The sequence below is a fragment of the Psychrobacter sp. 2Y5 genome (assembly GCF_051847375.1).
Taxonomy (GTDB): domain Bacteria; phylum Pseudomonadota; class Gammaproteobacteria; order Pseudomonadales; family Moraxellaceae; genus Psychrobacter.
In genome coordinates this window covers 53,523-75,521 of sequence record NZ_JBPYDA010000009.1, presented here as the reverse complement: position 1 = coordinate 75,521, position 21,999 = coordinate 53,523, and the positions used below count along the sequence as shown (strand labels likewise).

Here is a 21,999-nt window from a genome sequence, read left to right as displayed (position 1 = left end):
TTGAAGCCTTGGCTTTAGCAATAGCGTCCTTGAACTATTAGCCTATCCACAAGATAGGCTATTTTTATGGATGACAGTTATCTTTATCAAAACAGTTACCGGTTGCGAATAATAAACAATAAAAAGCCCCAACTTAGCTAATAAGTTGAGGCTTTTGCTATTAAAAAGAAACCGTTACTGAACTGACTTTTAATTTACCGATTAATCAGTTTTTTCACGAGCAGGTGGACCTGTCAACAGGTCTTCATCACGAAACTCATTGGCTGAGTTATGATCCGCTGATTCCTCAGTCGTAAACCATTGCTGATTACGATACAGAATCAAATGATCTCGGCTCAAACCACGCAGCAATGAATACATCATAATCATAATCACGATAGCAAATGGGAAGCCTGAGACAATCGATGCCGCTTGCAAAGCGCCTAAACCACCAGCTGCTAAAAGCACCGCTGCGATAACGCCTTCAGTACCTGCCCAGAATAAACGCTGGATCTTAGGCGGATTGGTATCACCACCAGAGGTCAACATATCAATGACGAAACTAGCAGAATCTGATGAGGTCACAAACCATAATACAATCATGATTACAATGAGTAGATTAACCGCTGCAGTTAATGGATATGACTCCATTAGCTTAAAGATAGCGCTACCGGTATCAGCTTTGACTGCCTCGATTAGGCCAGGGCTAGCCATATTTGGATCAGCTGCTGCCATCAATTCCATATGAACTGCTGAGCCACCAAAAGCGGTGAACCATAAGAAAAGAATAGTAATAGGAATTAATAACACGCCCAAAATAAACTCGCGTATGGTACGGCCACGTGAGATACGAGCGACAAATACGCCAACGAAAGGTGACCAACTGATCCACCATGCCCAGTAGAAGATAGTCCAAGATGACTGCCAGTTTTCTTGACCTTCATAAGACTCCGTCCAAAGACCTAAAGGAATCACTTGATGCAAGTAATTACCAACGTTTTCAACGAAACTATTAAAGATAAACTGCGTCGGACCTAAGATAATCACAAAGCTAAGCAAGATAATTGTAAATAGGATATTAATATCACTTAAGCGCTTGATACCCTTATCTAAGCCCAAAAATAGCGACATGCCTGCCAATACGGTAATAACAGCAATCAGAATAATTTGCACAGTAATATTATTGGGAATACCAAATAGCGTGTCTAGACCTGAGTTGATCTGCAACACTCCTAGGCCAAGCGTAGTCACAACCCCAAACATCGTTCCAAATACTGCTAGCGTATCTACCGTATGTCCCATAGGTCCATAGATTTTTTTACCGAGTAAAGGATAAAGCGTTGAGCGAATAGCTAAAGGTAGGCCAACACGGTAGTGAAAATAGGCCAAAGCCAAAGCGACAATACCGTAAATGGCCCAAACATGAAACCCATAATGCAAAAACGAGATATTCATCGCAAGCTTAGCAGCTTCAACACTCTCAGGCGTTCCTAAAGGCGGTGCCATAAAGTGATATAGCGGCTCAGCAGTACCCCAATATAGCAGGCCAATACCGATACCCGCCGAAAATAGCATGCCAATCCATGAGACTAGGTTATACTCGGGCCTCTCAGTCTGGTGGCCTAGTCTGATATCGCCGTAACGGCTAAATATCATATAGATACTCATGACTAAGGCCAAATTCACCACGACGATAAAAAACCAGCCAAAGCGCAACGAGACAAAAGCTTTTGCATCGTTAAAGACCACTTCAGCTTGTTCATTGAACAAAGCGCCGAAAATAATAAAGACTAAAATCAAAATAGCTGAGGTTAAAAACACAGGTTTACTTACCCGTGGAAAAGGGCCTAAGCGGCCAACTTTTACATGGTCCATAGCGTTTCCAAAATTTAAAATTGCGTCACCTTACCAAGATATAAGGCATTTATCAAATGCAATACTAAAAATACAGTTAATAATATACAAAAATAATTTAGAAATAATCAAGGATACTTTGTTATAGCTTATCAAGTTTTGAGACTTAAAAACTAGGGTTAATACAAGTACTTAGGCTATTTTGGCTTTTGTTATGGACATAAAAAAGTCTCAACCTTCTTAAAGATTGAGACTGATAACCTGTTTATAGTACTAAGCTAAAGATTAATCGCCTTTGACAATCTTTGGCGGTCCTTTGAGTAAGTGCTCATCGGTAAACTCATCCGCAGTGTTATGATCGATAGACTCATCAGTAATAAAACGCTGCTGAGCGCGGTAGAGAATTAAGCGATCACGGCCAAGACCACGCCATAAAGCGTACATCATCGTAAACACCACCAAAGCAAAAGGTAATCCTGCGACGATAGCCGCAGCTTGCAATGCACCTAAGCCACCCGCTGCAAGTAATATCGCAGCGATAAGGCCTTGCATAATCGCCCAAAACAGACGCTGAATCTTCGGTGGATTGGTATCGCCGCCCGCTGTGAGCATATCAATGACAAAACTTGCTGAGTCTGATGAAGTCACAAACCATAAGACAATCATAATTACAATTAAAAAAGTAATCGGCTGAGTTAATGGGTAGTACTCAACGAGCTTAAAGATAGCGCTACCAGTATCAGCTTGTACCGCTTCCACCAAGCCTGGGCTGGCTACGGCGGGATCTAAACCGGCTAATAGCTCCATGTTGATAGCCACGCCGCCAAAGGTAGTAAACCAGAAAAACAAGATCGTCATAGGGATCAGTAGTACCCCTAATACAAATTCGCGTATGGTACGACCACGGCTAATACGAGCGATAAACACCCCTACAAATGGTGCCCAGCTCACCCACCATGCCCAATAAAATATCGTCCAACCTGCCTGCCAATCGGTGCCGCTGTAAGCTTCGCCCCAAAAACTAAGGGGCACTACAGCTGCTAGATAGTTACCAATATTTTCAAAAAAACTATCAAAGATAAATAGCGTCGGACCCAAAATTACCATAAAAGCGAGGAGCACACCGGTGAAGCCCATATTGATATCGCTTAAGCGCTTGATGCCTTTATCAAGCCCTAGCATCAGTGATCCGCAAGCAAGCGCCGTCACCGCTGCAATAATAACGAACTGGACAGTGATAGAGTTTGGTACACCGAATAACCCTTCAAGGCCTGAGTTAATTTGCATAACCCCTAGACCTAGTGAGGTTACAACACCGAACATCGTACCAAATACCGCTAAGATATCGACCGTATGACCCCAGCGCCCATAAATCTTTTGACCGAGAATAGGATATAAAGTTGAGCGAATAGAGAGTGGCAGACCGCGTCTAAAATGAAAATACGCCAACGCTAGCGCGACGATAGTATAGATAGCCCAAGCATGTAAGCCCCAATGCAAAAACGAGATATTCATCGCTTGTTTGGCTGACTCTATAGTCTCCGCTTCTCCTACTGGTGGCGCCATATAGTGATACAAGGGCTCTGCAGTTCCCCAGTAGACTAGTCCAATACCGATCCCTGCCGAAAATAGCATCGCAATCCATGAAAATAGCGGATACTGCGCACGCTCCGTTTGATTGCCTAACCGGATATCGCCATAACGGCTCGCTATAAGATAAATACAAAATGCTAAAGCGACGTTCATTAGCAGGATAAAGAACCAGCCAAAATTGGTAGTAATAAAGCTTTGTAAAAAGGTAAAGAGCGCTCCTGCTGTTTCAGTAAAAAATGCCCCAAAAATGATAAAACCAACGATTAAAATACCTGACGTGATGAAGACAGGTTTATTAACCCTCGGAAAAGGGCCTAACCTTTCAACCTTAACATGATCCATTGTTTTCATAACCTTAGTTTTTTAGAAGCATTACTTTAACAAAACAACTCTTTATTATCAATAAATTACATAGTACGTCCTAGTTGTAATACGCTAGAATCATTGTCAGTTAGCCTTACCAAGGAGTGCTTTAGACTTGAGTTAAGCCTTAATCAGGTACCAGTTTCAACAGCTTACTACTGTTGCCATCCTCTAACAGATACACTTCGCCATCGACGCTCAATACGCTACGAATGCGCGCGCCCATATCATAGCGATAGCGCTCCGCCGCTTGCTCCTTATCCATCGCTACTACTATTAACGCTTTTGAAGACAAGCCACTGATTAAAGCGTTACCCTGCCAAGCCGGGAAATCATTGTGACTGCCAGAAGCGTAAAGGCTCATCGATGACGGTGAGATGACAGGCGTCCAGCTGACTTTCGGCGCAGTAAAATCAGGACGCGTGTCATGATCAGGAATGTCAGTCCCTGAATAATTGCGGCCATTAGACACTAGCGGCCAGCCGTAGTTATCCCCCTTTTCGATCAAATTAAACTCATCACCGCCTCTTGGCCCCATTTCATGCTGCCAAAGTCGGCCTTTATCATCAAAGGCTATGCCAAGCACATTGCGATGACCGGTAGTCCAGAACTGTTGACTGATACCCGTATTATCAGCATAAGGATTATCTGTAGGGACTGAGCCGTCAGGATGTAGACGGATAATCTTGCCCAAATTCATCATCATATCTTGTGCTGGATCCTTTTTTTGCCGATCCCCTGAGCTGATATATAGATAGCGTCCATCGGGGGAGAACAATAAACGATGACTATAATGGCCTTGCCCTTCAACTTTTGGCACTTGCTGCCAGATCGATGTGATCGCTTGTAAGCTTGGCTTAGCGGTGTCCAGTCCGGTCAGCTTAGCCTTGATAACCTTTGCACCATAGGTATTGCTCTCACTACCTGTGCCCGCTTCAACATAGCTGATATACACATCATCAGTGGTCGCAAAATCTGGCGCTAGGATAATATCACCAAGTCCGCCTTGCCCGCCATAACCGACTTTTGGCACGCCTGTGACTTGCGTCTTCTTGCCTGTCGCAGTATCGACAATAAATAGCTCACCTGTTTTTTGCGTGACAAGTAATTTTGGCTCAGTGCTATTTGAGTTTTTAGGTAACGCTGTCATCGCCCAAGGCTCATCAAAAGTCGCTATCGCTTGGGTGGTAAAGCTGGGTTTGCTGTCCTCTGCTCGCTCGCCAGTACTGGCTTTTTCTGTATTTGCTGTCGCAGTCGTTGGTTCTGAACAAGCGGCAGTGCTAAATAGTAATACGGTTATAGTCAGCGGTAAGCTAATTAGGCCGCGTTTATTTCTTAGGCTATCCATTAACATAGTCTTTATCCTTTGAATATTTTTAGTCTAATTTTTATAGCTGACGTCTGTCTTCTAATATAGCAAGCTTCAGGTCGCTCCGAACAGAAATTATGCAATAAAAAACCCTTTATCTACTATGGCAGATAAAGGGTTAGTTTTGCTTAGAAATCAACTCTCAATTTAAAATGGCTATTAGCTCATTCTAAGCTTATCAAAAGTCAATTTATCATCTTGGCCGACATCGACTTTAATAATGTCGCCGGCGACAAAGTCACCTGCTAATAGTCGCAACGACAATGGGTTTTCGATCTCTTGCTGGATAGCACGTTTCAGCGGACGTGCACCATACACTGGATCATAGCCGACCGCTACTAGTTGACTCATCGCTTCATCAGATAAAGTAATATCTAGCTCGCGCTCTTGCAAGCGATCGCGTAGACGCTCCATCTGAATATCAGCGATACCCGCCATTTGCGCCTGCCCTAACGCATGGAAGACCACAATCTCATCGATACGGTTAACGAACTCTGGACGGAAATGCTCGCCGACTGAATCCATCACCTCCGACTTGATATCGTCATAGCTCTCGCCGACCATCTCTTGAATCTTGTGCGAGCCTAAGTTACTAGTCATGATGATCACCGTGTTTTTGAAATCCACTACTCGGCCTTGCGAGTCGGTCAAGCGACCATCATCGAGCACTTGCAACAAAATGTTAAACACATCGGGATGGGCTTTTTCGACTTCATCGAATAGCACGACGCTATAAGGCTTACGGCGTACTGCTTCAGTCAAAGTACCGCCTTCTTCATAACCGACATAACCAGGAGGCGCACCAACTAAACGGCTGACGCTATGCTTCTCCATATACTCACTCATATCGATACGAACCAGTGCATCTTCACTATCAAATAAGAAATTCGCTAGCGATTTAGTCAGCTCCGTTTTACCAACCCCCGTTGGCCCAAGGAACAAAAACGAGCCTGAAGGACGATTTGGGTCAGACAACCCCGCTCGGCTACGACGCACCGCATTAGCGACCGACTCTACCGCTTCATCTTGACCGATCACACGCTCATGCAGTTTATCTTCCATCGCTAGCAGTTTATCGCGCTCGCCTTGCATCATTTTACTGACCGGGATACCCGTAGCCGCGCTGACCACTTCGGCAATCTCATTATCGGTAACCTTTGTGCGCAGCAGCTTGCCGCCTATCGCGTCATCTGCTTGCTCTTCTTGTTCCGCTAAATCCGACTCGGTAATACGGCGTTCTAGCTGCGGAATGGTCTCATACTGTAAGCGACTCATGGTCTCATAATCGCCTTCTCGGCTCGCTTTATCATAAGCGATACGCGCTTTGTCCAGCTCGTCTTTGAGCTGCTGACTACCTTTAACCAGCGCTTTTTCGGCTTGCCAAATTTCGTTGAGATCAGCGTACTCTTTCTCAAGCTCTTCAATCTGCTGATTGAGCACTTTACGCTCCGCTTGCGCGCCAGCATCTTCTTCGTTTTTGAGTACTTCGCGCTGCATCTTGAGCTGAATCAGACGGCTATCAAGCTTACCTAAAGCCTCAGGCTTACTATCCATCTCCATGCGCAGACGGCTTGCCGCCTCGTCAACTAAGTCAATGGCTTTATCTGGCAGTTTGCGATCGGTAATATAACGATGACTCATGCGCGCCGCGGCAATAATAGCACTGTCTTGAATATCGACCCCGTGATGCAGCTCATAACGCTCTTTGAGACCACGTAGAATGGCAATGGTATCTTCAACGCTTGGCTCATCAACGAGCACTTTTTGGAAACGGCGCTCCAATGCCGCATCTTTTTCGATGTATTGGCGGTACTCATCTAGCGTCGTTGCGCCAACGCAGTGTAGCTCACCGCGGGCGAGCGCAGGCTTGAGCATATTGCCAGCGTCCATCGCGCCGTCGGCTTTACCGGCGCCAACCATAGTATGCAGCTCATCGATAAATAAGATGACATTACCTTCTTGCTTGGCCAAATCGCTAAGCACGCCTTTGAGGCGCTCTTCGAACTCACCGCGGAACTTAGCACCGGCAATAAGCGCGCCCAAATCTAGCGATAATACTTCTTTACGACGCAGACCTTCTGGCACATCGCCATTGATAATTTTTTGCGCGAGGCCCTCTACGATAGCAGTTTTACCAACGCCTGGCTCACCGATCAGCACCGGGTTATTTTTGGTCCGGCGCGAGAGCACTTGAATGGTACGGCGTATCTCTTCATCACGGCCGATGACCGGATCGAGTTTCCCCATCTCGGCTTGTTCAGTTAGATTGATAGTATATTTATTGAGCGCGTCGCGTTGATCTTCAGCGTTTTGGTTATTGACAGTTTCATCACCGCGTAGCTGTTCAATCACTGTCTTTAGCCTATCCGCGGTAACCCCGGCACTCTCAAATATCTTCTTAGTCTCGCCTTGCTCAGCCAGTGCCAAAAGCACCCATTCAGTCGCAATAAAATCATCGCCTTCTTTTTGCGCTTGGCGATCGGCTAAGTTCAAAATCTTCACCGAGTTTGGGTTTAGATTGACATCGCCTGTTGGATCGCTGATGGTAGCCTGATTATCAAGCGCTTTAGCCACGCCGTTCTTGAGCGCCGGAATAGATGCGCCCGCCTGCTGACAAATCGCTATATTTGACTCATCTTGCAATAACACTGCTAATAAATGCACCGGATCAATACCGGTATTATCACGGCCTAACGCCAGACTTTGCGCTTCTTGAATGGCAGATTGCAGTTTCTGCGTAAACTTCTCAAATCTCATATTTTAATCCTTCGATAATTTATTATGGCAACAGGCTTTTATAAGTATTAGGTTAGCCTATTTGCCTTTGGTTGCTATCTATATAAGGTATAGTGGCCGTCATTTCAAGCGATAAAACGATAAAAACCTTACTAATAGCAATGATATAAACGTTTATTCATTAATAAGTGTTTATGTGCTCTATTTCAAGAAATTTTAGAGAAAAAATCAGTACCTAAATAAAAATTTATTGCTAATAAAAAAGCGCTTGCTCTATCAAGAACAAACGCTATAGATAGCTAATGAGATGATAAAGCTACTCTACAATTTCAATCGGCATTCCTGCTTTATAAATACTCATAATCTCATCCATCTCATCATCAGTCACGGCAATGCAGCCATCCGTCCAATCGCGCTGCTGCGTAATAGTAGCCAAATGACCAAGACCATTTTTTTGTCCATGAATCATAATATCACCGCCTGCACTGACCCCGCGTTTTTTGGCTTGTGCTTTGTCCGTACTATTGGGATAGCTCACATGAATGGAGCGATAGTAGCTAGAGTTTTCATTTTTATAATCGAGCTTATAATTACCTGTCGGCGTACGCTCGTCGCCCTCTTGGCGCTTATGACCCGCTGGGCTGTCGCCTAAAGCAATATGATAGCTTTTCACGACTTTATCCTCACTCAATAGCTTTAATACCCGCTCGGACTTATCGACATAGACTTTATCGATAGTGACATCACTGGGTATAGGCTGGCTAAGTTTTGCAGAATCTTTTGCAAAGACTATAGCACTTAAGCCAATCAGGGTTATAAGGATAAGGGTCATAACAGCCAATAACGGCAAGCGTTTGTTATGAGTAGTTGGAAATAAAAATGACATAGACTTTGTTCTCTTAAAACTAAAAATTAGTCATAAGATAACAACAATCTATGCCAAGGTTTGTGCAAGAATTATGAATTAAGTTGAGATACGACTTAACCCTTTATACCATACGTATCGCACCATCGATGCGAATCACTTCGCCATTCAGATAAGGGTTGTCGATGATATGAGTAACCAGCTTAGCAAACTCATCAGGCGCGCCCAAACGCTTAGGATAAGGTACGGCAGCCTCAAGCTGGGTACGTGCTTTCTCAGGTAAGCTCTGCATCATTGGGGTCGCAAACACGCCTGGTGCAATCGTCATGACGCGGATACCATGACGAGTCAGCTCACGCGCTAGCGGCAACATCATGCCGACCACGCCTGCTTTAGAAGACGCGTAACTTGCCTGTCCTACTTGACCGTCGAAAGCGGCGATAGAAGCAGTATTGATAATGATACCGTTATCAGCATTTTGTTCACTATCAAGGCTGGCGTTAGCTGCTACGCGCTTAGCAATACTCGCCGCGACTAAGCGTGCCACATTAAATGAGCCGACTTGATTAATCGTGACGCCGCGCGTGAACTCATCAAGATCGGCTGGATTATTCTCACGATCCAATAGCTTTTGGACAACTCCAATGCCTGCACAGTTAATTGAACCTTCAATACTGCCAAATTCCTTTTCAGCCCTTTCAACAGCCGCTTGGACGTCATCGCCACTAGTGATATCGCAGCGCACAAAGCGCGCCTTGTCACCCAGCTCACCAGCCAGTGCTTGCCCAGCGTCTTCGTTGAGATCCGCTATGATGACGTTACCACCTTGATTAACAATCGCGCGTACAGCCGCTTTGCCTAATCCTGATGCGCCGCCGGTGACTAAAAAGCTATTACCTTGTATTTGCATAGTTCTTCCTTAATTATTTTTGAATTTTATTCTCAGTGAGTTTACCTAGTCGCTCGTTCAGCTGTCGGCTAAGCTACGTAATAAAAAACGCTGTATTTTGCCACTCGGCGTTTTAGGCAGGAAATCCACAAATTCGACCTGACGAGGATAAGCATGAGCGGATAGGCGCTCTTTTACCAAGGCTTTGATCTGCTCTGCAAGCTCATCATTACCTTCGACACCTTCTTTTAGTACCACAAAAGATTTAATGATATGACCTCGTGCCTCATCAGCGATGCCGACTGCCGCTGACTCAGCAACGGCATCGTGTTCTAATACCGTGTTTTCGACATCCGTTGGTCCTACGCGATAACCGGCGGTGACGATAATATCATCGTCACGCCCAGAGAACCAATAAGTACCATCACTATGGCGTTCAACCACATCGCCAGTGAGATAGTAATCATCAACGAAAGCTTGCTTCTCATTCCAACTATAACCTCGAAAATAAAAGGCCGGCGACTGACTGACTACTACAGCCAGTTGTCCTTGCTCGCCATCAGGGAGCACTTGCATATCCTCATCTAATACGACTAAGCGGTGACCAGGCAGCGCCATACCCATCGAACCTACTGGACACTTATGATGTAGGGCATGATGCTCGCAGCAAGTCATGCCAGTCTCCGTCTGTCCGTACTGATCACAAACCTTGCAGCCTAGATGGCTCTCAACCCAACTAACTACCTCGGTATTCAAAGTCTCGCCTGCAGAGTTGGCAACGCGTAATGAAGGTTGCTCATCGTTATCATCATCAGACGTTCTTTTAAAAACACCACTCGACTTCATCATGCGAAAAGCAGTCGGTGATGAGGCTAAATTAGTAATGTTGTGACGCAGCATAAAGTCGCGGGTATCAGTAGCATCGAAGCCTGCTTCATTAAAATGAGTGGTCATACCCAATAATAATGGCCCAGTAATCGCATAATAAAGACCATAAGCCCAGCCCGGATCGGCCATGTTCCAATAATTATCAGACTCTTGTAAGTCAATCGCATAACGCATATAAAGATAAAATGCTGGCAGCGCAGCTAACGGTACGCTGACGCCTTTAGACTTACCTACTGTGCCGGAGGTAAACATTTGCAGAAAGGGCGCGTCAGTATCTAAGACTACTGGCTCAAAGCTTTGCGCTTGCTGAGCGACACTCTCATTATAATCATCTTCAGGCCACTTTTGGGCTTCATCCCTATTCCCAACTAGTACCATCTTTGTCTGCTGCGCTAAGTCGGCAAACTTACTACGGTTGTCGCTGTTGGTAAATACGACTTTGGTTTTTGCTTTATCCATTCGATACTTAATCGAATCATAGCCAAAGGCGGTAAATAACGGCTGATAGACTGCCCCAATGCGCCAAGTAGCAAGCACAATAATCAGTAGCTCGGGTGTGCGAGGCAACATAGTAGCGACTTGATCACCTACTTTTACGCCATAAGACTGTAATAGATTGGCCACTTGCGCACTGGCTTTATCGAGCTCATCGAAGCTGATACGAGTAATGTTATTAGCAGTATCTTCTTGTACTAGCGCTATCTTGTTGCCTTGTCCTGCTCGAATATGACGACCACAACAAGCCATGTAGGCATTGAGACGATCCTCCGGATAATCGCCAAATATTTCTGTCAGCAGTGACGACATATTGAAGGTATTATAATACTCGTAATAGTCTTTTGAAGAAGAGGTGATTGAGGTCATAGGCTAATCCTTTAGCAGTAGCCGGCAAGCGCGTAGGCTTGAGCGATCATTATTAAAAGTTATAAGCTACGAAGTACTTTGACATACTTTGATAACTTGCTCTATTAGTAACGCATTTCTAGTTTTATTTCAACAAGCCCTACTTTAAGCCATGTAAAAACCCGAGTAAGGCTTTTTCCTCGCTGCTTTGATGCTTTTTTCTGCGTCCGCGCCGAGCGTGTTTATAATCCTCATAGAATTCTCCTGCTAAGAACTTCTCAATGATAATAGGATTAATATAGGAGCTACGACAGACGCTTGGCGTATTACCTAATTCTTCAGCGACATCCTTGACCATCTCGGTAACTAACTCTTGCCGCAGCTTACTATCAGGCGCGCTCGCTAGAATCTCTTCGCCGTTATCGTTTTGTAGCTCATCATATAAATAACTAGCTGCCAGTACACTGGCCATCCAAGTGCGAAAGTCTTTAGCGCTATAAAGTCTGCTCACGCAGTCCGAGGCGGCCTCGCTATCCTCACACAGATGCTGACGCAGATACTCATTAATATCAGAGCTATCCACAACGCGTTTGTCGCCATTATCATCTAAGTATTTAAATATCTGATACCCGGGCAGCTCAGAGCAGGCCTGCACAATGTCGATTAGGCGCTCATCTTGCAGCTCGATATGATGCGCTTTGGCACTTTTGCCGACGAAATCGAAGGCCAAGCCATTCTCTGTTTCACTCACATGCTTACTGCGCAAAGTACTAAGACCATAGCTTTTGTTTAGCTTAGCATAGCGACTATTGCCAATGCGGATCAAAGTAGTCTCTAGCAATTTGACTACCGCAGCGAGAACATTATCATGTGATAAAGTCTCAGTTTCTAGATCCTTTTCAACTTGCGCGCGCAGATTAGGTAAGGCGGTCGCAAAGCCTCTCATCGCCTCAAATTTGGCTTGATCGCGTACATTATCCCACAGCTCATGATACAGATACTGCTTACGCGCCTTATCATCACGCCCTGTTGATTGTAGATGACCGTTTTCATGTTGGCATATCCAAACCTCAGACCACATAGGCGGAATGACCAAAGCCTCAAAACGTTGGCGCAATTTTTTGTCTTTAACCGTTTTGCCTGTTGCATCACGATAAGTAAAGCCGCGTCCGTGACGGCGACGCTCAAATCCTGGCTCCTCATCACTGACATAGCGTAGTTTAGCTTGCTTAGCTAAGCGCTCATAATCATGACGAAGATTTAGAGCCGCCTGTACTTGAGCCTTATTTGCCATAAACCAAAACCCTTATCATTCATTATTTTTAAAGTTGAATACCAATAATTTAGAATAATGAATTCAAGCGCTTTTTACTGTTAAATTGACACAGAGAATATGTAGTGCTGTGTAAATAGTGGACCATAAAAAAAACGCCAAGCATGAACTTGGCGTTTTTGATAGTAATAGAGGTTTTGCTAAAAGCGCTTATTTACTCACTATTTGCCATAAACACATAAATAAGCCGTTTCCACTTCAACTTTTACATTAAATTTTTGATTGGCTTCAACGGTGAATTGCTCGCCAGCGTTAAAGGTTTGCCACTCCTCGCTATCTGGCAGCTTAACGGTTAAAGCACCACTGACCACGCTCATCGTTTCAAATTCGCTAGTGCCAAATTCGTACTCGCCTACCTCCATTACCCCGACAGTCGCAGGTAGAGTGGACGTTTGAAAGGCGATAGAGGTCACTTTATTATCAAAATAGTTATTCACGCTTGGCATTATTTTTCCTTAAGGTTTATCAAACGATTAATATTAAAATCTCATTAAAAATATTTCAAAATAAAAATTATAATCCCGCTTTGAGACTAGCCTCAATAAATTGATCGAGATCGCCATCGAGTACCGCGCCGGTATTGAAAGTCTCAACCCCAGTACGCAAATCTTTGATACGCGAATCATCAAGTACATAAGAACGAATTTGACTGCCCCAGCCGACATCAGATTTATTGTCTTCCACCGCTTGCTGCGATTCCATGCGCTTTTGCATTTCAAGCTCATAAAGCTTGGCGCGTAGCATCTTCATCGCGGTGGCTTTATTACCATGTTGGCTACGCTCGTTCTGACAAGTGACCACCACGCCGCTTGGCTCATGAGTGATACGTACTGCCGAGTCTGTGGTATTGACGTGCTGACCACCGGCGCCCGATGAGCGATAAGTGTCGATACGCAAGTCAGCAGGATTGATATCGATCTCAATATCATCATCAATCTCAGGCGACACAAATACGGCAGCAAAGGAAGTATGACGACCATTATTACTATCAAAGGGTGACTTACGCACCAAACGATGCACGCCAATCTCAGTGCGTAGCCAGCCAAAAGCATAATCCCCTTTGATCTCAATAGTGGCAGACTTAATACCGGCGACACTACCTGAAGATACTTCGATCACTTCAACTTTAAAACCGTGTGCTTCCGCCCAGCGCGTGTACATGCGCAGTAGCATCTCCGCCCAATCTTGCGCCTCGGTGCCGCCACTACCCGATTGAATATCTAGATAGCAGTTGTTCGGGTCCATCTCGCCACTGAACATCCGGCGAAACTCCAAATCAGCCACACGCTTTTCAGCGTCGTCTAGCTCGCTTTGCACGTCTTTAAGTAGCGACTCATCTTCGGCTTCGACCGCGAGCTCTAGCATCGCTGCTGCATCCTCAAGCGTAGTTTCAAGCGATACCACTATCTCAATGACACTATCGAGCTGACTTTTTTCTTTGCTAATTTTGGTGGCGCGTTCTGGATCATTCCACAGCTCCGGACTCTCCATCTCTAAATTGACTTCCTCTAAGCGCTCTTGCTTGCCATCGAAGTCAAAGATACCTCCGAAGGTCCTGTCCACGCGTCGATAAGTCTTTGATTTGCTCTTGGTACGGATTAATTTCCATTAGTTTTCCTATAGTCTTGATTTTTATAGAGTTTTACTTTTATTAAGTGAAGACTGCCTATGTATAACTTGTAATATAGAAGTTAAGCCGTGAATTATGACTTAAACGACCTATAAAAAATTAAACTTTTAATCAACGCTAAATACTCCAGTCTTCAACCGCCCAACGATGCGCTAATGCATGCGCGTGTAAAGCTTTATCAGGCGATACGCAGACAGCAATATCGGCCCATTCTAATAGTGGAATGTCATTCTTAGAATCAGAGTAAGCATAAGTCTTTTCAAACTCGATGCCCGCTAATTGCTTTTTATCAAGCCACTTATCGAGATGATAGATCTTACCTTCTTGAAAGTTGGGCTTATCGGCCAATTTACCGGTATAGCGCTCATCGACAACCTCCAACGGCGTCGATAACACGTTAGCCTCTTCGATGCCGAAACGCTGAGCGATAGCCGATACCACAAAGTTATTGGTCGCTGAGATAATCACTACTTCATGACCTTGCTCGATGTGTTCACACAAGACTTCCATCGCTTTTGGACGAATATGCGGCTCAATCTCTGACTTGATATAGTCTTCACGTAACTCATCAAGCCTGTCCATCGGTAAACTACTCAAAAACTGCGCGACAAACTCATTGTACTCAGTCGCATCTAAAGTACCTTCTATATAGTCATTATAAAACTTCTGATTAGCGGTACGATACTCGGCCTCATCCACCAAACCATGTTTAACGATATACTCTCCCCATAAATAGTCGCTATCGACATCAAGCAAAGTATGATCTAAATCAAACAAAGCTAATGTCCGATTGGTCGAAGAGATTGGGGTAGAAGGTTTATTCATAATACATACTCACTGAGGATAAAGAGTTACGCTCTAAAATAAGAGCGCTTGCTTACTATTAAGACTATTAAATTTTATGATTTTAAATAGATGTAGAGCTTATTCAGGCGCCTGAATCTCAGTCAGACCCGTTCTGAACTTTTGACAGCGATCTGCGTAGTGCATGGCTGAGAGTTTGAGCATCGCAGCTTGCTCGTCAGTCAAAGTCTTGACCACTTTGGCCGGCGCGCCCATCACTAGTGAGTTGTCCGGGATCTCTTTACCTTCGGTGACCAAAGCCTTAGCGCCGATAATACAGTTTTTGCCAATCTTGGCTTTATTTAATACCACCGCGCCGATACCAATCAAGCTGTTATCGCCGATCTCACAGCCATGTAACATCGCTAAATGCCCGATAGTGACATAATCGCCGATTTTGACTTCGATACCGGCATCAGTGTGAATCACGCTATTTTCTTGCACATTGCTATAGTCACCGATATGAATGCGCTCGTTGTCACCGCGAATCACCGCACCAAACCAAACGCTGGCTTGATGACCTAAATAAACATCGCCAATGACTCGCGCCGTATCGGCAACCCAACCATTAAAAGGGGCAGCAAACTCGGGGGTTTTTTCTAAATACTGATAAATCATAACTTATCCTTGTTTATAATATGATTGTGTTATCGTCCGTACAAAATAGTTGTTATAAGCTTATTATAGGCAGCAAACCTTCGGCCTGTTAGCATTGACTTGTTTTAAGGCGGCTTTTGCAAGGCGAAATCATTTGGAGCAGTAGGCAGTAAAAACACCCACTGCAAAAGCAATCCATTGTGGCAAAGCTATCGCTGAAAATCCAGCCGTTTTATAAGTATATTATTTGTCGTTTTGCATAATGGGTTTATAAATTAATAATATTCTGAATTAGAGCACTCTTATTTTTGCTTAGGCTATTTTACAACTTTAGAAGTCGTCACTGTTAAATTTTATAGTTTAAACCTCTATTTATCTGCACTTTTTATCTACACTTTGAATCACTTATTAAACTCTAGTATCACGAATTAAACTGTAATCTAGAGAATACTCATGATTACCTATCGTTAATTGTAAATGAGTCTAGCTATCTGCCTGGTTTTTTTATATAATGCTCAAAATCTGTGCCTAAGCGAGTGGACATGATGTAAGTTACTCTTCACCAACATGTGAATTAAGTATCTTTTCATCTATCTGTCTTCTCGCTTTTTTGTGGAAAAATTTTGGCTGCAAGCGGTTTTATAACTCTTTGAATCAGTATAAATTATCAATTGTCCGCTGAAATAATACCCACAGATATAGTAGCGCATTCATCATCAATAGCGGAGGCAAATCCTTGAATTCATCGACGACAACACAAGCAATTTTGGCATTAGCAGATGGGACGATTTTTCGAGGTGTCAGTATTGGTAGTTCTGGTCACAGGGTCGGTGAAGTGGTCTTCAATACCGCGATGACGGGCTACCAAGAAATCCTAACCGATCCCAGCTATGCGCGTCAATTAGTCACCCTCACCTATCCTCATATCGGCAATACTGGTACCAACTCTGAAGACAGCGAATCTGGCAATACCAATACTAAAGTCTGGGCAGAAGGCCTGATCATTCGTGATGCCACTTTGTCCACCTCAAACTTCCGTAGCTCTGAATCATTAAGCGACTATCTAAAACGCAACGATACCGTCGCTATTGCTGAGATTGATACCCGTCAGCTGACGCGTCTATTACGTGAACAAGGCGCGCAAAACGGCTGTATCATGACGGCTTCTAACGGCCTTGAGATCAGCGCTAATGATGAGCAACAAGCAGTACAACTCGCAAAAGAATTCGCCGGTCTAAAAGGCATGGATTTGGCAAAAGAAGCCAGTCATCCCCAAGGTTTTGAATGGACGGCGGGTACTTGGGAGTTATCCGACACCTTGCTCAATCGTGATGCACCTGGTAGCCATGACAGCGGTACTGGTGGTTTTTTCAAACAACTGGGCACGCATATCGAGCACAAATATGACGTGGTCGCTTATGACTTCGGCACGAAGACCAATATCCTACGCATGCTCGTCGATCGCGGCTGCAAGGTCACCGTCGTGCCAGCGCAAACCCCTATCGAAGAGGTGCTGGCGATGAATCCAGATGGTATCTTTTTATCGAACGGCCCTGGCGATCCAGCGGCCTGTAGCTATGCTATCGATAGCGTCCGTCATATCATTGAAGAGACCGACATTCCAACCTTTGGCATCTGCTTAGGTCATCAGCTTGTCGGCCTTGCCAGCGGCGCCGATACGGTTAAGATGAAGTTCGGTCATCACGGTGCCAATCATCCGGTGCAAGATTTGGACACCGGCGCAGTGATGATTACCAGTCAAAACCACGGATTTGCCGTTGATGAAGACACCCTGCCGGATAATATCAAAGTCACCCATCGTTCACTTTTTGACGGCACCAACCAAGGCATTGAGCTGATCAACAAGCCGGTGTTTAGCTTTCAAGGTCATCCCGAGGCCAGCCCCGGCCCGCATGACGCCGCTGAGTTGTTTGCTAAGTTTGCGCAGATGATGGATAAGGCTAAAAATGTTTAAACTTTATGCCAAAGCTTTAATAGCGATAGCCTTTATCCTAAGTCTTTGGCTTCCAATTTCGGCACAAGCTAGCAATCATAGTTATAAAAACTCAAGCGAGGAGCAAATGCGACTTCAACAGCTTGCTCGGGAAGAGCAAGCTCAGTTGCAAAGTTCAAATAGAGAACGTTTAAAACAACAGAACGAAAAAACTAATTCATCTAATTTAGTTACTACCTCAGGATTAGATAAAGAGAAACAAATTGAAGAATTAGCAAAGACGCTAGTCTATATTTATAACGTTAAAGAATTTTTCGTTGATGTTTGGCAGAACCCAAAATCTCCGTATATTCGTATATTAGATTTTGATAAGAAAATTTGTATGAAGAATGAGTTTAATGAGCCTCAAACAATTCAATTATTTGAAGCTATTGCTAGAGATTATATTGAAAGTCAGCCTGCTGAGAAAAATCATAAAGATTTAAAATTACTAATTGATTCGGAGTTGAGCTATGAGCTACATAGCTTATCTCATGCTAGTTTAATAGGTGATGATGATTATCATTATATAATTCAGCTCCATAGTCTACAGAAACCTAAACTCGCAGTTGCTATAAGAGAAATTGTAAATAATCCTAACTATTCTGAGTTAGCAAAGCTCATCGCAGTAAATGTAAATTCGCAAAATACGGTCTTAGGACAAGTTTTAAACACTGCTGCTAACAAATGTGACTTTAAATTAAATAAGGTTGATTAAGTTAAATCTAGTAAATATACAAATATCTAAGAATATTAAAATCCCCACCCGCCAAAATAGGACAAATCTAAATGCCAAAACGTACCGACATAAAAAGCATTCTTATCATTGGCGCAGGCCCTATCGTTATCGGTCAAGCATGCGAGTTTGACTACTCTGGGGCGCAGGCGTGTAAAGCCTTACGCGAAGAAGGTTACCGCGTTATTTTAGTTAACTCTAACCCAGCCACTATCATGACTGATCCGGTCATGGCGGACGCCACTTACATCGAGCCGATCACTTGGCAAACCGTTGAGCAAATCATTGATAAAGAGCGGCCTGATGCGATTTTGCCTACAATGGGCGGGCAAACAGCATTGAACTGCGCGCTTGAGCTAGACCGAAATGGCGTATTAGAAAAATACGGCTGTGAGCTAATCGGCGCAACCAAAGATGCGATTGAGATGGCAGAAGACCGCGACTTATTTGACAAGGCGATGAAACGTATCGGTCTTGAATGTCCGCGCGCTGAAATCGCTGAAACTATGGAAGAGGCTTTTGCGACCCAAGAGAAAATGGGCTACCCGTGTATCATTCGTCCCTCTTACACTATGGGCGGATCCGGCGGCGGTATCGCTTATAACCGTGAAGAGTTTATCGAGATCTGCGAGCGCGGATTTGACTTATCCCCTACTCATCAGCTGCTTATCGATGAATCGCTAATCGGCTGGAAAGAGTACGAAACCGAAGTCGTGCGTGATAAAAACGACAACTGTATCATCATCTGTACCATTGAGAACTTCGATCCGATGGGTGTACATACCGGCGATTCTATCACTGTGGCGCCCGCGCAAACCTTGACTGATAAAGAATATCAAATTATGCGTAACGCCTCACTAGCAGTACTACGTGAGATTGGGGTTGAGACTGGCGGCTCTAACGTGCAGTTCGGTATCAACCCGAAAAATGGTCGCATGGTAGTGATTGAGATGAATCCTCGCGTCTCGCGTTCCTCGGCGCTAGCGTCGAAAGCCACGGGCTTCCCGATTGCCAAAATCGCTGCCAAACTAGCCGTAGGTTATACCCTTGATGAACTGCAAAACGATATCACTGGCGGCGCTACTCCTGCCAGCTTCGAGCCTACCCTTGATTATGTCGTCACTAAGATACCGCGCTTTAACTTTGAGAAGTTCCCGCAAGCGGACAACATTTTATCGACGCAGATGAAATCGGTCGGTGAAGTCATGGCTATCGGCCGTAACTTCCAAGAATCTATGCAAAAAGCACTGCGCGGATTAGAGACTGGCGCTGATGGTTTCGATGAGCAAATCGACTTAGCGGCAGTGAAACCAGAAAAAGCGCGTAGCGAGATTATTAATCGTCTAACAGTGCCTACTCCTGATCGTATCTTCTATATCGGCGATGCTTTTCGTATCGGCATGAGCGTAGAAGAAGTATTTAAATTTACCAACGTCGATCCTTGGTTCTTGGTACAAATCGAAGATATTATCAAAACTGAAGCTAGAGTCAAAGAGCTCGGGTTTGGCGATTTGAATGAGAAAAACCTGCGTAGCTTTAAGCGTAAAGGCTTATCTGATCTGCGTCTGGCTAAACTACTGGGTATCTCACAAAAGCAGCTACGCGCTAAACGTTGGGATTTGGGTATCCATCCGGTCTATAAGCGCGTCGATACCGCGGCGGCAGAGTTTGCAACCAGCACTGCCTATATGTACTCAAGCTATGATAGCGAATGTGAAGCTAATCCGACGGATAAGAAAAAAATCATGGTTATCGGCGGCGGCCCCAACCGTATCGGTCAAGGCATTGAGTTTGATTATTGCTGCGTCCATGCGGCCCTCGCTATGCGCGAAGACGGTTATGAGACCATCATGGTCAACTGTAACCCAGAAACGGTTTCAACCGATTATGACACCTCTGATCGCCTCTACTTTGAGTCCATCACTTTAGAGGACGTATTAGAGATTGTGCGGATTGAGCAGCCTGATGGCGTTATCGTGCAATTCGGTGGGCAAACGCCACTGAAACTAGCCCGCGCTTTAGAGCAAGCTGGCGTCAAGATCATCGGCACTAGCCCTGACGCTATCGACCGCGCTGAAGATCGTGAACGCTTCCAGCACATGATCCAGCAATTGAATCTAACTCAGCCCTCTAACGCGCTAGCCACTAGTCTTGAGGATGGCCTAATCAAAGCTAAAGACGTCGGCTATCCGCTAGTGGTACGCCCGTCTTACGTGCTCGGCGGACGCGCCATGGAGATCGTCTATAACGAAGATGAACTTAAACACTATCTGCGCACCGCTGTACAAGCATCTAATGAAGCGCCAGTACTACTCGATCGCTTCTTAGATGATGCGGTTGAGGTCGATGTCGACTGCGTTTGTGACGGCACCGATGTGGTCATCGGCGGTATCATGCAGCATATCGAACAAGCGGGCGTCCACTCTGGTGACTCGGCCTGCTCATTACCGCCTTATTCACTGTCAGATGAGCTGTGTGATGTGATGCGCGAGCAAACCATTGCCATGGCAAAAGAGCTTGGCGTCATTGGCTTGATGAACGTGCAGTTTGCAGTCAAAGGCGAGACAGTTTATATTCTTGAGGTCAATCCACGCGCCGCGCGTACCGTACCTTTTGTCTCAAAATGCATAGGTACCTCGCTTGCGCAAGTGGCCGCTCGTTGTATGGCGGGTACGTCACTGCAAGATCAAGGCTTTACCAAAGAGATCAAACCTGATTTCTATGCAGTAAAAGAGTCGGTCTTCCCTTTCGCTAAGTTCCCGGGCGTCGATCCTATCTTGAGTCCTGAGATGAAGTCGACAGGTGAAGTGATGGGTGTGGGCAAAACCTTTGGCGAAGCCTTTTATAAAGCGGTCATCGGTAGTAATGAGCGTCTGCCGGGTCTGCCTACTCAGGATGAAACCAAAACCGTCTTTATCTCAGTGCGTGATAGCGATAAAGAACAAATCGTCCCAGTCGCTCGTCAGCTACAAGACTATGGCTTTGAGATCGTAGCGACAACTGGCACACAAGCGGTATTGGCTGACAATGGCATCAACTGTAAGCAAATTAACAAAGTCACCGAAGGTCGCCCTCATATCGTTGACGCGGTCAAAAACGGCAAGATTGATTTGATCATCAATACCACTGAAGGCAAGCAAGCACAAGAGGACTCCTTCTCTATTCGCCGTAGTGCGCTACTAGGTAAGGTCTTCTATGTCACCACCTTAGGCGCCGCTGAAGCCGTTTGTAAATCTTACGCTATCGACTTGCCTTTCGATGTTTATAAACTGCAAGACTTGCATGCAAAAGCTAAGCCTGTTGCTTAATAGCGCTTGCAGCCTGTATTTATATACTATTGACTTGACAGCTTAAATTCAGTAGATTAGATACTATCGTAAAGCGTATTTTAAAAGTTTAACCGTTTTAAAAAAGCATAGTGGCATCACTGTTACTATGCTTTTTATTATGCTTTGATCAAGTGAGATCGGGACGTATTGAACTTTTGT

15 protein-coding genes are annotated in these 21,999 nt (G+C 44.8%); 3 read left to right on the top strand and 12 right to left on the bottom strand.

The window, feature by feature from the left end; all coding sequences use genetic code 11:
- Positions 1-201: 201 nt before the first annotated feature.
- From ACS8E3_RS10155 to ACS8E3_RS10100, 12 genes are all read right to left on the bottom strand, one after another.
- Complete coding sequence (locus ACS8E3_RS10155) at positions 202-1,854, bottom strand: BCCT family transporter (RefSeq protein ID WP_439243919.1); 1,653 nt, start codon at positions 1,852-1,854, stop codon at positions 202-204.
- A 264-nt stretch (positions 1,855-2,118) separates the two neighbouring features.
- Positions 2,119-3,768, bottom strand: a complete 1,650-nt coding sequence (locus ACS8E3_RS10150; protein WP_439243917.1) for a BCCT family transporter — start codon at positions 3,766-3,768, stop codon at positions 2,119-2,121.
- A 148-nt stretch (positions 3,769-3,916) separates the two neighbouring features.
- A complete protein-coding gene (locus ACS8E3_RS10145) occupies positions 3,917-5,137 on the bottom strand; it encodes a PQQ-dependent sugar dehydrogenase (RefSeq protein ID WP_439244025.1) in 1,221 nt (406 codons plus the stop codon).
- A gap of 180 nt (positions 5,138-5,317) precedes the next feature.
- Positions 5,318-7,915 carry an ATP-dependent chaperone ClpB gene (clpB, locus tag ACS8E3_RS10140; RefSeq protein WP_439243916.1) on the bottom strand — a complete coding sequence of 866 codons (2,598 nt, stop codon included), beginning with the start codon at positions 7,913-7,915 and terminating at the stop codon, positions 5,318-5,320.
- Positions 7,916-8,210: 295 nt separating this feature from the next.
- Positions 8,211-8,780 carry a L,D-transpeptidase family protein gene (locus ACS8E3_RS10135; protein WP_439243914.1) on the bottom strand — a complete coding sequence of 190 codons (570 nt, stop codon included), beginning with the start codon at positions 8,778-8,780 and terminating at the stop codon, positions 8,211-8,213.
- Positions 8,781-8,883: 103 nt separating this feature from the next.
- A complete protein-coding gene (locus ACS8E3_RS10130) occupies positions 8,884-9,669 on the bottom strand; it encodes an SDR family NAD(P)-dependent oxidoreductase (RefSeq protein WP_439243912.1) in 786 nt (261 codons plus the stop codon).
- Between the two features lie 57 nt (positions 9,670-9,726).
- Positions 9,727-11,400 (bottom strand): AMP-binding protein, encoded by a 1,674-nt coding sequence (locus ACS8E3_RS10125; RefSeq protein WP_439243910.1) that lies wholly within the window; start codon positions 11,398-11,400, stop codon positions 9,727-9,729.
- 139 nt (positions 11,401-11,539) lie between these two features.
- Complete coding sequence (locus ACS8E3_RS10120; RefSeq protein WP_439243908.1) at positions 11,540-12,673, bottom strand: DNA topoisomerase IB; 1,134 nt, start codon at positions 12,671-12,673, stop codon at positions 11,540-11,542.
- A 200-nt stretch (positions 12,674-12,873) separates the two neighbouring features.
- Positions 12,874-13,158, bottom strand: a complete 285-nt coding sequence (ppnP, locus tag ACS8E3_RS10115) for a pyrimidine/purine nucleoside phosphorylase (protein ID WP_439243907.1) — start codon at positions 13,156-13,158, stop codon at positions 12,874-12,876.
- Positions 13,159-13,225: 67 nt separating this feature from the next.
- A protein-coding gene (prfB, locus tag ACS8E3_RS10110) for a peptide chain release factor 2 (protein WP_439243906.1) occupies positions 13,226-14,321 on the bottom strand; the annotation gives its coding sequence in 2 pieces (ribosomal slippage) (positions 13,226-14,248 and positions 14,250-14,321; 1,095 coding nt in all).
- Positions 14,322-14,459: 138 nt separating this feature from the next.
- Positions 14,460-15,167, bottom strand: a complete 708-nt coding sequence (locus ACS8E3_RS10105; protein ID WP_439243905.1) for an HAD family hydrolase — start codon at positions 15,165-15,167, stop codon at positions 14,460-14,462.
- A 99-nt stretch (positions 15,168-15,266) separates the two neighbouring features.
- Positions 15,267-15,803, bottom strand: coding sequence for a gamma carbonic anhydrase family protein (locus ACS8E3_RS10100; protein WP_439243904.1), 537 nt, complete (start codon positions 15,801-15,803; stop codon positions 15,267-15,269).
- A 715-nt stretch (positions 15,804-16,518) separates the two neighbouring features.
- Here ACS8E3_RS10100 and carA point away from each other — a divergent pair.
- The 3 genes from carA (at position 16,519) to carB (ending at position 21,819) form a co-directional block, all read left to right on the top strand.
- Positions 16,519-17,757: a glutamine-hydrolyzing carbamoyl-phosphate synthase small subunit gene (gene carA, locus ACS8E3_RS10095; protein ID WP_439243902.1), complete on the top strand. Its 1,239-nt coding sequence runs from the start codon at positions 16,519-16,521 to the stop codon at positions 17,755-17,757.
- Positions 17,750-18,493: a hypothetical protein gene (locus tag ACS8E3_RS10090; RefSeq protein ID WP_439243901.1), complete on the top strand. Its 744-nt coding sequence runs from the start codon at positions 17,750-17,752 to the stop codon at positions 18,491-18,493. The genes carA and ACS8E3_RS10090 overlap by 8 nt, the downstream gene beginning before the upstream one ends.
- Positions 18,494-18,564: 71 nt before the next feature.
- Positions 18,565-21,819 (top strand): carbamoyl-phosphate synthase large subunit, encoded by a 3,255-nt coding sequence (carB, locus tag ACS8E3_RS10085; RefSeq protein ID WP_439243899.1) that lies wholly within the window; start codon positions 18,565-18,567, stop codon positions 21,817-21,819.
- Positions 21,820-21,999: the final 180 nt, after the last annotated feature.

Excerpts from the sequence above, each read along its gene's own strand:
- ACS8E3_RS10155 (WP_439243919.1), bottom strand. The coding sequence starts at position 1,854 with ATGGACCATGTAAAAGTTGGCCGCTTAGGCCCTTTTCCACGGGTAAGT.
- ACS8E3_RS10150 (WP_439243917.1), bottom strand. The coding sequence starts at position 3,768 with ATGGATCATGTTAAGGTTGAAAGGTTAGGCCCTTTTCCGAGGGTTAAT.
- ACS8E3_RS10145 (WP_439244025.1), bottom strand. The coding sequence starts at position 5,137 with ATGGATAGCCTAAGAAATAAACGCGGCCTAATTAGCTTACCGCTGACT.
- clpB (WP_439243916.1), bottom strand. The coding sequence starts at position 7,915 with ATGAGATTTGAGAAGTTTACGCAGAAACTGCAATCTGCCATTCAAGAA.
- ACS8E3_RS10135 (WP_439243914.1), bottom strand. The coding sequence starts at position 8,780 with ATGTCATTTTTATTTCCAACTACTCATAACAAACGCTTGCCGTTATTG.
- ACS8E3_RS10130 (WP_439243912.1), bottom strand. The coding sequence starts at position 9,669 with ATGCAAATACAAGGTAATAGCTTTTTAGTCACCGGCGGCGCATCAGGA.
- ACS8E3_RS10125 (WP_439243910.1), bottom strand. The coding sequence starts at position 11,400 with ATGACCTCAATCACCTCTTCTTCAAAAGACTATTACGAGTATTATAAT.
- ACS8E3_RS10120 (WP_439243908.1), bottom strand. The coding sequence starts at position 12,673 with ATGGCAAATAAGGCTCAAGTACAGGCGGCTCTAAATCTTCGTCATGAT.
- ppnP (WP_439243907.1), bottom strand. The coding sequence starts at position 13,158 with ATGCCAAGCGTGAATAACTATTTTGATAATAAAGTGACCTCTATCGCC.
- ACS8E3_RS10105 (WP_439243905.1), bottom strand. The coding sequence starts at position 15,167 with ATGAATAAACCTTCTACCCCAATCTCTTCGACCAATCGGACATTAGCT.
- ACS8E3_RS10100 (WP_439243904.1), bottom strand. The coding sequence starts at position 15,803 with ATGATTTATCAGTATTTAGAAAAAACCCCCGAGTTTGCTGCCCCTTTT.
- ACS8E3_RS10090 (WP_439243901.1), top strand. The coding sequence starts at position 17,750 with ATGTTTAAACTTTATGCCAAAGCTTTAATAGCGATAGCCTTTATCCTA.
- carB (WP_439243899.1), top strand. The coding sequence starts at position 18,565 with ATGCCAAAACGTACCGACATAAAAAGCATTCTTATCATTGGCGCAGGC.